The sequence below is a fragment of the Streptomyces sp. 351MFTsu5.1 genome, from assembly GCF_000383655.1.
Taxonomy (GTDB): Bacteria; Actinomycetota; Actinomycetes; order Streptomycetales; family Streptomycetaceae; genus Streptomyces; species Streptomyces griseorubiginosus.
On record NZ_KB911775.1, the window covers coordinates 535,019 to 546,460 of the forward strand.

The 11,442-nt window shown below is 70.7% G+C and carries 6 protein-coding genes; 5 read left to right on the forward strand and 1 reads right to left on the reverse strand.

The genetic code is table 11. The features are described 5' to 3' along the window. Window positions 1-22: 22 nt before the first annotated feature. Entirely contained in the window at window positions 23-3,082 is a 3,060-nt protein-coding gene (locus H295_RS44635) for a beta-N-acetylglucosaminidase domain-containing protein (protein WP_020133735.1), read from the forward strand. A gap of 89 nt (window positions 3,083-3,171) precedes the next feature. On the opposite strand, the gene H295_RS0102335 is transcribed toward H295_RS44635, so the two are convergent. After that, the gene (locus H295_RS0102335) at window positions 3,172-3,936 is read right to left on the reverse strand and encodes a sugar isomerase domain-containing protein (RefSeq protein WP_020133736.1); all 765 of its coding nucleotides are present in this window, start codon (window positions 3,934-3,936) and stop codon (window positions 3,172-3,174) included. A 119-nt stretch (window positions 3,937-4,055) separates the two neighbouring features. Between H295_RS0102335 and H295_RS0102340 the strand changes: the two genes are divergently transcribed. From H295_RS0102340 to H295_RS0102355, 4 genes are all read left to right on the forward strand, one after another. Further along, entirely contained in the window at window positions 4,056-4,940 is an 885-nt protein-coding gene (locus tag H295_RS0102340) for a MurR/RpiR family transcriptional regulator (RefSeq protein WP_020133737.1), read from the forward strand. A gap of 109 nt (window positions 4,941-5,049) precedes the next feature. Beyond that, window positions 5,050-9,261 (forward strand): NEW3 domain-containing protein, encoded by a 4,212-nt coding sequence (locus tag H295_RS0102345; protein ID WP_020133738.1) that lies wholly within the window; start codon window positions 5,050-5,052, stop codon window positions 9,259-9,261. Next, the gene (locus tag H295_RS0102350; RefSeq protein WP_051135486.1) at window positions 9,207-9,947 is read left to right on the forward strand and encodes a hypothetical protein; all 741 of its coding nucleotides are present in this window, start codon (window positions 9,207-9,209) and stop codon (window positions 9,945-9,947) included. The genes H295_RS0102345 and H295_RS0102350 overlap by 55 nt, the downstream gene beginning before the upstream one ends. Window positions 9,948-10,064: 117 nt before the next feature. Further along, a complete protein-coding gene (locus H295_RS0102355; RefSeq protein WP_020133740.1) occupies window positions 10,065-11,441 on the forward strand; it encodes an extracellular solute-binding protein in 1,377 nt (458 codons plus the stop codon). Window position 11,442 lies beyond the last annotated feature (1 nt).

Genomic DNA, 11,442 nt, shown 5'->3' on the forward strand with positions numbered 1-11,442 from the left:
TCAACATCAATAGCCTCACAGGGTGGATTCATTCATCAACTTCAGACGCACGGCCGCCGCCCTGCTCCTCGCGCTCGGCCTGGCCGCCCCCACGGTTCCCGCCTCGGCCGCGCCCAGGCAGCCGGTGCCGGAGGTGTGGCCGACTCCTCGGCGGATCACCGTCGAACACGGCGAACTGCCCGTTCCCCAGCGGGTGGTGGAGGTCGTCGGCCCCGGCACCGACCCCTCCGCCCGACGGGTCGTGGAAGCCGCCCTCAAGGCCGCGGGAGCCGACCGCATCACCACCGTGCACGCCGGCGACCGGCTGCCCCCGGCCGCCCTCACCGTCCACCTCGGCGGCCCCGGCGAGAACAGCGCGACCGCCCAGGTGCTGAAGCGGCTCAAGGCCGGCTCCCCGGACGGGCTCCCCTCCGGCGGTTACGTCCTCGCCTCCGGCCGCAGTCACGGCAGGGCCGTTCTCGCCCTCTCCGGCGCCGACTCGACCGGCACCTTCTACGCCGCCCAGACCCTGCGCCAACTCCTCGCCGGGCAGCGCGAGTTGCCCGCACTCACGATCCGCGACTGGCCCACCGCCGCGCTCCGCGGAGTCATCGAGGGCTTCTACGGCACCCCCTGGACCCACGCCGAGCGGCTCGCCCAGCTCGACTTCTACGGCCGTACCAAGCAGAACGTGTACGTCTACTCGCCCAAGGACGACGACTATCTGCGCGCCCGCTGGCGGGACGAGTACCCGGCCGCCCAACTGGCCCTGCTGAAGGAGCTGGCGGACCGGGCCGCGACCGACCACGTCCGCTTCACCTACGCCCTGTCCCCCGGCCTCTCCGTCTGCTACTCCTCCGAAGCCGACGTCGACGCCCTCACCGCCAAGTTCGACTCGCTGTACGCCATCGGTGTCCGCTCCTTCGCGATCCCGCTCGACGACATCAGCTACACCAAGTGGAACTGCCCCGCGGACGAGGAGGAGTTCGGCACGGGCGGCGCCGCGGCCGGTGCCGCGCAGGCCCACCTGCTGAACACCGTCTGGAAGCGGTTCTCCGCGAGCCACCCGGACCTCGAACCCCTGGAGATGGTCCCCACCGAGTACTCCGACCTCGCCGACACCCCGTACAAGAAGGCCCTTCGGGAGCAGCTCGACCCGTCCGTGGTCGTCGAGTGGACCGGCGTCGGCGTCATCGCGCCCACCCTCACCACCGACCAGCTGAAGCAGGCCCGCGAGGTCTACGGCCACCCGATCCTGGTCTGGGACAACTACCCGGTCAACGACTACGTCACCAGCCGCCTCCTCCTCGGTCCGTACACCGGCCGCGAACCGGGCGTGGCCGCACAGGCGACCGGGGTGACCGCCAACCCGATGGTCCAGGGCGAGGCCAGCCGGATCGCCCTGTTCACCTCGGGCGCCTACCTGTGGAACCCGGACTCCTACGACCCGCACAGGGCGTTCCTCGCCTCGGTCCGTGATCTCGCGGGTCCCGGAGCCGCCAAGTGGCTGCGGATCTTCGCGGAGAACAACTACTCCTCCCAGCTGGACGCGACCGAGTCCCCGACCCTCACGAAGCTGATCGCCGCCTTCCGCAGGGCCTACGAGCAGGACAGCGGGCTCGACCGTGCCGCGACGGCACTCACGAACTACTTCGCCGACATGGCGGCCACCCCCGCCCGGTTGCGCGCGGACCTCGACAACCCGGTATTCCTCGACGAGACCTCCCCCTGGCTCGACAAGCTCGGCCGCTACGGCAGCGCCGGCGGGACGGCCGTGAGGCTGCTGCTGGCCCACAGGGCCGGTGACACGGACGCGGTCTCGACGTACTGGAAGCAACTCCAGCAGGAACGCAAGGAGTTGGACGCCATCCCGCAGCAGGTCTCCCCCGGCGTGATGGACCAGTTCCTGTACACGACGATGCTGGAGAACGCCCCCGACCCGGGTGTGGACGCGTCCTTCTCCCCCGCGTCCCTCTCCCTGAAGCCCGGAGCCTCCGCCACCGTCACCCTCGACCTCTCCGGCACCCGGGCCGGGACGGCCGGCTGGAAGCTCGACGTGCCGGACGGTGTCACCGCCACGCCCTCGGAAGGCACGGGCACCAAGGCCACCATCACCGTCACGGGCCGGGCGCAGGGCGTGCACTCGATCGTCGTCGAGGGCACCGGCATCCTCGACCGCGCCCTCCCGGTCCAGGTCACGGACGGCGCCGGCACCCCCCGGGCGCTGACGGCCGACTTCAGCGGTGCGTCGGTGAGTTCGATCGACCTGGCTTCCGGAACAACGACGAACATCGCCGTGGGCGCCAATCCCGGCGAGGTCGTGGTGAGCGCGGACGGCCGTACCGCGTACGCGGCGAACCAGGGCAGCAACACGGTCAGCGTGATCGACGTGGCGAGCGGCAAGGTCACCGCCACCGTCGCCGTGGGCAAGGTCCCGGCCGGGCTCGCGCTCACCCCGGACGGCCACACCCTCTGGGTCGCCAACTACACGGACGGCACAGTGCAGTCGATCGACACCGCCACTCTGCGCACGGGCACACCGATACCCGTGGGAGACGGCCCGGAGAACATGGCGATCACCCCCGACGGCCGGACCCTGTACGTGGCCGACATCCACGACAACACGGTCACCCCGGTCGACCTCACCACCGCCACCGCAGGCAAGCCGATCCCGGTGGGCCCGAGCCCCTTCAACGTGGTGGCGGCACCCGACGGAAAGACGGTCTACGTCTCCAACTCGGGCGGCTCGACGGTGACCCCGATCGACACGGCCACGAACGAGACGGAGCCGACCCTCCTGGTCAGCGGCCAGGCCTACGGACTCGGTCTCTCCCCCGACGGCCGCACCCTCTGGGTCAGCCCGAGCAACGGCGACACGATCACCCCGGTGAACACGGTGACGGGCGCCCCGGGCACCCCGGTCAAGGTGGGGAAGTCGGCCTTCGACGTGGCCCTCGACTGGAACGGCACCACGGCCTACGTCACGACGGCGGACGGCAACGTACTGGTCCCGGTGGACACGGCGACCAGTACCGTCAAGTCACCTCTGACGACGGGTGCCTATCCACTGGCGGTCGCCCTGACTCCAGTACCTGTGAACTGAGGGCCGGGCAACTCACTCAGGGGCGCGGGGAACTGCGCGACCGGCCCCCACCGGCCGCAAGTTCCCCGCGATACCCCAAGCCCCAAACCCTAAGTAGCAGTACGCCGAACCCGCCCCGCATACCGCTTCTCCAACTCCAGATTCCCCTCGAACCCACCAGGCACATTGGCCGACACATAGACCGGCGGCCGCTCCCCCGCAGCGAGCAGCACCGCACACGTCTCGGCGACAGCCATCTGCACCAGCATCACCCCGGTCAACGTGGACAGTGCCCCCACCGCCCCACCCCCCGGCAAGGACACCATCGCGTCCCCCACCGGCGCCGCGTTGTCCAGCACCACGTCCGCCAGATCCACCAGCTTCTTCCCGCTGGCATGCCCCGCGGGCACCGCGCCGGTGTGGGTGAGCGAAGTGATCGCGAGGATCCTGTGCCCCCGCGACTTCGCGTGCAGCGCCATCTCCACGATGACGTTGTTGACCCCGGAGTTGGAGATGATCACGAACAGATCCTGCGGGGCAGGCGCGGCCAAGTCGTAGAGCCGGACGGCGATGCCGGGCTCACGCTCCAGCAGCGGGTCGTCGAGAACGCTCGGCGCGTCCCCGCCGTAGACGACGAGGTCGGACATCTGCAACCGGTTCGTCGGCACGAGCCCACCCGCCCGGCCCGCGACCTCCAGCACCATCGCCTGGGAGTGACCGGTGCCGAAGGCCTGGATCACACCGTCGGCGCGGATGCAGTCGGCGATCAGGCCGGCGGCTCGGCGCACGTCCTCGCGGGCGGACTCGGTGAGGTGACGGAGGACGTCCAGACTCTGTTCGGCGAAGCCCTGGGCGCTGACTGACTCGACGGACACGCGACACTCCCCACTGATGGATTGAACCACCATTCAATCACCGATCGATGAATCAATAAATCACAGCACGGTCCTGGTATTCAATCAGTGCCCCATACGGTGGCTGATACCTTCTCTCCATGCCTCCGACGGACGTCACCACACTGATCCGCACCGAGCTGCCCCGGCTGGCCGGTTCCCTGCGGAAGGTCGGCGAGCTGATCCTGGAGGATCCGGCCGCCGTCACCCACTGCTCGGCCGCCGAGCTGGGTCGCCGCACCGGGACCTCGCAGGCCACGGTGACCCGCTTCTGCCGGGCCATCGGGCTCGACTCCTACCAGCACCTGCTGATCGAACTGGCCCAGGAGCGCGGCCGCGGCGAGGTCTCCGACTGGGGCTCGGCCGAGATCGGCCCGGACATCTCGCCGGACGACAGCCTGGAGCGCGTCGTCCAGGTGGTCGGCAGCGCCGACCTGCGGGCGATCCAGCAGACCATCGAGCGCATCGACCTCGACTCCCTGGAGCGCGCGGCCCAGGCGCTGGCCAAGGCGCGCCGGATCGACGTGTACGGCGTCGGCGGCAGCGGCGCGGTCGCCCAGGAGACCGAGACCCGGTTGTTCCGCATCGGCTGCCAGGTCCGCGGCTGGACCGAGGTGCACGGCGCGGCCACCTCCGCGGCCCTGCTCACCCCGGCCGACGTGGCCATAGGGATCTCCCACTCGGGCGCCACCCGCGAGACCCTCGAACCCTTCGAGATGGCCAGGGAGCGGGGCGCGACCACCATCGCCATCACCACGGACCCGCGCTCCCCGCTGGCCAGGGCCGCCGACATCCGGCTCATCTCGGCGACCTCGGAGACCAGCTTCCGCACCGGCAGCATCGGTGGCCGGCACTCCGTCCTGATGCTCGTGGACTGCCTCTACGTCCGGGTCGGCCAGGTCGCCTACCAGCGGGCCAGCGCCTCCCTCGCGCTCACCGACCACATCACCCCGCAGCACGCGGTGAAGGCTCGCCGCACCCGGTGACCGTGACCGATCTTGCATGGATGAACCACCGAGATAACACGAAGATGGTTGTTTGAATCATCCTCTCGATGCCAGGATGGGGCTCCCCGAGTCATCTCGTAGGAGCCCCATGCGCGTCACCGCTGTCGAGTCGACCGAGCTGTTCGTCGGCTCCCCCGAACAACCGCTCCAGGTGGTGGCGGCCCGGATCGAGCACCTCCCGGGCCGCTCGGTCCGCGTCCGCGTCGAGGGCCACGGCACCGGAGAGGCCGAGGTCACCCTCGGCGAGGACGGCACCGCACGGGCCGAGATACCCGTGACCGGCCCCGGCGGACCGATCACGGTCACCGCGGCCGACGGGGACGAGAGCGCGAGCGCGACCGGCGAGTTCACGCCCGCCGAGCCCGGCTGGACCATGTTCATGGTCAGCCACTTCCACTACGACCCGGTCTGGTGGAACACCCAGGGCGCCTACACCGAGACCTGGGACGTCGCCGACGACCCGGCCGGCACCGGCCTCCCCGCCCGCACCTTCGACTCGCGCGGCCAGTCGGGGATGAGCCTGGTCCGCGCCCACTCCGACCTGGCCCGGCGCGACCCGGCGTACACCTTCGTGCTCGCCGAGGTCGACTACCTCAAGCCGTACTGGGACGCCTTCCCCGAGGAGCGCGGCTTCCTGCGGGAGCTGATCCGCACCGGCCGCGTCGAGATCATGGGCGGCACCTACAACGAGCCGAACACCAACCTCACCGGCGCCGAGGCGACCGTACGCAACGCGCTGTACGGCGACGGATACCAGCGGGCGATCCTCGGGGCGTCGCCGGAGACCGCCTGGCAGCTGGACGCGTTCGGGCACGACCCGCAGTTCCCGGGGATCATGGCCGACGCGGGGGTCTCCTCCAGCTCCTGGGCGCGCGGGCCCTTCCACCAGTGGGGGCCGACCCTCTCCGTCTTCGGCGAGGAGCCGCGGGACCCGAACCGCATGCAGTTCCCGGCCGAGTTCGACTGGATCGCCCCCTCGGGACGCGGGATCCTCACCGCGTACATGGTCAACCACTACGGCGCCGGCTGGCGGATCGACAACGCGCCGACGCTGCCCGAGGCGGAGGCCGAGGCCTTCAAGCTGTTCAAGGGGCTCAAGCAGGTCGCGCTCACCCGCAACGTGCTGCTCCCGGTCGGCGGGGACTACGCGCCGCCGTGCCGCTGGGTGATGGACATCCACCGGGACTGGAACGCCCGTTACGTCTGGCCCCGGTTCGTCTCCGGCATCCCCCGCGACTTCTTCGCCGCCGTCCGCGCCGAGCTGGAGGCCGAGGGACGCAGGGCCTCGCCGCAGACGCGCGACATGAACCCGGTCTACACCGGCAAGGACGTCTCCTACATCGACACCAAGCAGGCCCAGCGGTACGGCGAGACGCTTCTCGCCGACGCGGAGGCCTGGGCGACCCTCGCCTCGCTGGTCACCGGGCACCCCTATCCGGACGCGGCCCTCGACAAGGCCTGGCGCCAGCTCGTGTACGGCGCCCACCACGACGCCATCACGGGCTCCGAGTCGGACCAGGTGTACATCGATCTCCTCACCGGCTGGCGGGAGTTGGCCGATCTCGCCGAGACCGTGCACGCCGACGCGACGAAGGCACTGGCCGACCGGGTCGAGCCGGGCACCGGACCCGATCTCGTGGTCTTCAACCCCGCCACCTGGGAACGACGGGACGTCCTGACCGTCGCCGACCCGGGTCTGGTGCCCGTCGGCGACGACTTCCAGCCGCTGCCGGCCGTCCGCGAAAAGGACGGCACCCTCAACGTCGTCGTACCGCAGGTGCCCGGCATGGGCCTCAAGGCCCTGCCCCTGACGGCCGGTTCGATCCCCGAGTGGACCACCGGCGAGGGCCTGACCATCCGCAACGAGTTCTACGAGGTGACGGTCGACCCGGCGCGCGGCGGCGCCGTCAGCAGTCTTCGATCCGTCGTGGAGGACCGGGAACTCCTGCCCGCCGGGGACATCGGCAACGAACTGGTCGTCCAGGAGGAGTTCGCCCGGCACCCGCGCTTCGGCGAGGGCCCCTGGCACCTCACCCCGACCGGCACCACGGCCGCCCGCAGCCGCGACGTGACCGCCGACATCGATGTCGATCACTCCCCGGCCGGCTCCCGCATCACCGTCCGCGCCGACCTCGGGCTCTTCACCTACACGCAGCGCCTGACCCTGTGGACCGGCGTGGACCGGCTCGACGTCACCACGACCCTCGACGGCTACGACGGCGAGGACCGCCTCATCCGGGTCCGCTGGCCCTCCGACGTCCGGGGCGGACTGCCCGTGCACGAGGTCGCCGACGCGGTCATCGGACGCGGCTTCGGGTTCGTGGAGGTCAACAGCGAGGAGTTCCCGTGGACCCTCGACAACCCGGCCAACACATGGTTCGGGCTGGGCTCCACGGCCCGGGTCGCCCTGCGCGACGACTCCGGCGCACTCCTGGGCCAACGGGCCTTCGGGGTCGCCGAGTTGGTGTACGCCGACTGGGACGAGGCCGGTGAGCTGGGCGCCCCGCTCGCGGCGGCCCTGGTGCGCACCGGTGTCACCGCCACCTCGACCATCGCCGGCGGTCCCCGCTACGGCGACCTGGAGGTCGACTCCAACCTCCCCGACCTCCGTATCGCCGTCGGCGGCCCCGCACGCAACTCCCTGGTCGCGGAGGCCCTCGCCATGGACCCGGCCGCCGACCGCGAACTGCGCCGCCAGGTCGCCGAGCGGGGCGTGGCGGCCGTCTGGGTCGCGCCGCGCGCCTCCCTGCGCGAGGAGTGGGTGCCCGGCGCCGACCTGCGCGACCTGGAACGGCTGCCGCTGCTGGTGATCGCGGGCGCCGACGCGTCGGGGGACGCCAAGGCGGTCGACGCGCTGATCACGGACCTGGAGGACTTCACCGTCACCGCCACCGCGGCGGGCGGCGGCGAGGCGCTCCCGCCCGGTGACGCCTGGGACGGGCGCGGCTTCGCCGTCCTGAACCGGGGCACACCCGGCTGTGTGATCACGAGCTCCGGCGACCTCTACATGTCGCTGATGCGCTCCTGCACCGGCTGGCCGTCCGGCATCTGGGTCGACCCGCCCCGCCGCACCACCCCCGACGGTTCGGGCTTCCAGCTCCAGCGCTGGTCCCACACCTTCGAGTACGCCGTCGTCGCCGGCGAGGGCGACTGGCGGGACCTCGAACTCCCCGCACGGGGACACGAGTTCAACCATCCGCTCACGGCCCGGGTGCGCGACGGGGGCACCACCCCGCTGCTGCCCCGCACCACCTCGCTGCTGGAGGTGGAACCGGCCCGCGCGGTCCTCCTGGACGCCCTCAAGCCGCTGGGCTCACCGCTGGCCAGGGGCGGTTCCGCCCCGGCGGACCCCGGACGCGGGGTCGTGGTCCGGATGCACGAGGTGAACGGACGGCCGGTGCGGGCACGGGTGCGCGGGCCGGTCGCCTGGACGGAGGGCGCCCGCGCGGACGTACTGGAAAGGCCGGGTGAGCCGCTGACCCCGGACGGCGAAGGGGCCCTGGAGACGACGCTCACGGGCTTCGAGGTCGCCACCGTCCTGGCCACGCCCCCACAGGCTCCCGAGCCGGCGACCGATCCCGGAGTCGCCGCCCACGAGCCGGCCCAGCCGGTCCACACCCGCTACTGGCTCCACAACTCCGGACCGGCCCCCCGCGGCAACATGCCGGTGTCCGTCTACGTCTCCCCCACCGCCCTGACCGCCACGGGCCCCGTCACCGCCACGGTCCGGGTCGGCTCGGAACTCACGGACGCCTCGACGACGGGCACGGTGGCCTTCGAGGTACCGCCCGGCTGGTCCGCGGAGCCCGCCGTACTGCCGTACGCGCTCGGCCCGGGCGGCTTCTCCCTGTCCGAGGTGACGGTGACACCGCCCCCGGACGCCGAGCCCGGCCGCCACTGGCTCACGGCCCGGCTGACGTACGGCGGCCAGACCTACGAGGACGTGCTGGGCCTGGACGTGCCGGGCGGACCGCCCGCCGGCCAGGGCCTGGCGTGCGACCTGGCCGCCGACCGGGTCACCGTGCGCAGAGGTGAGCGGGCTCAGGTTCCGGTGAGCCTGCACAACACCACACGGGGCCCGATCGGCGGCCAGCTGTGGGCGGTCTCGTCCTGGGGCACCTGGCAGGGCGTGACGCCGGGCCTCCAGGGCTTCACGGTGCCGGGAGGAGAACGGACCGAGTCCGTGATCGAGGTCGACAGCTCCCTGATCCCCCCGGGCACGTACTGGCTCCTGGCCAAGGCGGCATGGAACGGCCAGGTGGCGTACACGAGGACGATCCCCCTGGAGGTCACCGAGTGAACCCGGAACACGCGGCCCTGATAGACGGTGAACCACTGCCGAGAGAACGGGTGGACTCGTTCCTGGAAACGCGCCCCTCCAGGGGCGCGGGGCTGTATCAATTTGCGGCTCCGCCGCGGGGCGCGACAAGCCACAACGAGCCGGCACCCGCCAGACGGCAACCAGAGGCACCCTCCGTCGCGAGACAAAGACGCCGCTGGGCCACACAAGTCGTCGTCACCGACGAACTCGCCCGAAGGGCCTGCGCGGCACGGGGCCTGGAACCGCCACCCGAAGTCTCCCCGGCCAAAATCCTCACGCTGGCCGAGTCCGACGTGGCAGACCTCGGAAGCATCGTCGCCGCAGCCCTGGCCCACTCGCCAGCCGCCCGCACCCTCCTCGCCGCCCTGGAAGCCGAACAGACGGTCCCGGAGACGGCCGTACGGGACTACTACGAGCGCAACCAGGACCGCTTCCTGACCCCGGACGCACTCAGGCGAGGCGTCACCCCCTTCGACGGGGCAACCCCTCAGGACATACGCCCGTACGACGAGGTCCGCGACCACATCACCCGCGAGCTCCGCACCGCGGCCGGCCGCCAGGCGTTCTTCGGATGGCTGGACCAGTCGCGCGCGGGCGTGACCTACTCCCATGGGCACGAACACCCCGGCGATCCGTCCCATCCGGATCATGAACACCGTCACTGATCTCCTACGGAACCTAAAAGCAACACGGCAAACCATTGACCTCCGATGAATTCTGGTCCACATTTTCATCAATCGGAGTCGGAGTTGGTTCAATGAACCAGCCGTGGAGGGCATCACATGCGTGCAAAGAGACTGACCCGCACCCTGACCTGTATCGCCGTGCTGTCGCTCACGGCCGTCGGCTGCGGCCTGTCCGGTGGAGGGTCCGACAGCGGTGACGCCACCGCCGGCGGCTGCAAGGTCGACAAGGGCAACGTCGGGTCGGGCAAGCTCACCGGCGAGGTCAAGGGCGACATCACCTTCCAGACCACGAACCTGAAGAAGGACTTCGGGAGCTTCTTCAACGGAGTGATCGCCGACTTCGAGAAGGCCCACCCCGGCACCAAGGTGAAGTGGATCGACGACCCCGGTGACAACACCTTCACGAGCCGGACCGTCGCCGACGCCCAGGCCTGCACGATGGCCGACGTCATCAACGTCAACGCGCCGACGGCGACCGCCCTCACCAAGGCCGGCTACCTGCTCGACATCGGCACCAAGGACCCGGCCGCCGGCGAGCCCTTCGTCCCGTCCTTCTGGAAGACCGCCACCTTCCCGGACGCCTCCGGCAAGGCGATCCACACCACGCTGCCCTGGTACACCGGCGGTGTCCTGCTGACGTACAACAAGGACCTGTTGGAGAAGGCCGGCGTCGACCCGGCCAAGGCGCCGACGAGCATCTTCGGCCTCTTCGCAGACTACGAGAAGGTCGCCAAGGCCTCCGGCGGCAAGTTCTTCGCGACGATGGCCAACCCGATCTGGCGCATCCCCGCCGACTTCGACCAGATGGGCATCAAGGTCCTGTCCGCCGACGGCAAGTCCGCCGTCTTCGGCGACGACCCGCGCACCACCCAGTGGGTCGCCTGGATGGCGAAGCTGTACAAGGAGGGCGCGATGCCGAAGGACTCACTGTCCTCCAGCAACGACCCGTCCACGCTCTACAGCCAGGGCAAGGTGGCCTACGGTTCGACGAACCCGAGCTTCGTGCGGTTCGTGAAGCAGAACAGCCCGTCGGTGTACGCCAAGACGGCCGTGGGCCAGCAGCCCTACGACGCGCTCGGCAAGGCGTCCGCCGGCGCCCCGCAGTACATCTCGGTCGCCGCGACCAGCAAGCACGCGCCCGTGGCACTGTCGTTCGCGGAGTTCCTCACCAACGCCGAGAACCAGACGGCCTGGTGCAAGGACCCCGACGTGGTGATCTTCCCGACCACCACCAAGTCGCTTGACGACCCGTTCTTCCAGGACGTCACCGGCAGCGACCCGTTCTCCCAGGCCCGCAAGCTCGTCGCCGACCAGCTCAAGACGGCCTCCACCAACCAGACCAACCTCTCCCCGGCCGTGCAGAACGCCATCGTGGCCCAGGTCCAGCTGGCCATGCAGGGCAAGAAGAGCGCGGCGGACGCGGTCAAGGACGCCCAGGAGAAGGCGAACGAGCTGCTGAAGCAGGGCAGCTGAC

What these genes read in the sequence shown, in the direction of transcription:
- H295_RS0102340 (WP_020133737.1), top strand. Translation starts at nt 4,056, where the DNA reads ATGCCTCCGACGGACGTCACCACACTGATCCGCACCGAGCTGCCCCGG.
- H295_RS0102345 (WP_020133738.1), top strand. Translation starts at nt 5,050, where the DNA reads ATGCGCGTCACCGCTGTCGAGTCGACCGAGCTGTTCGTCGGCTCCCCC.
- H295_RS0102350 (WP_051135486.1), top strand. Translation starts at nt 9,207, where the DNA reads ATGGAACGGCCAGGTGGCGTACACGAGGACGATCCCCCTGGAGGTCAC.
- H295_RS0102355 (WP_020133740.1), top strand. Translation starts at nt 10,065, where the DNA reads ATGCGTGCAAAGAGACTGACCCGCACCCTGACCTGTATCGCCGTGCTG.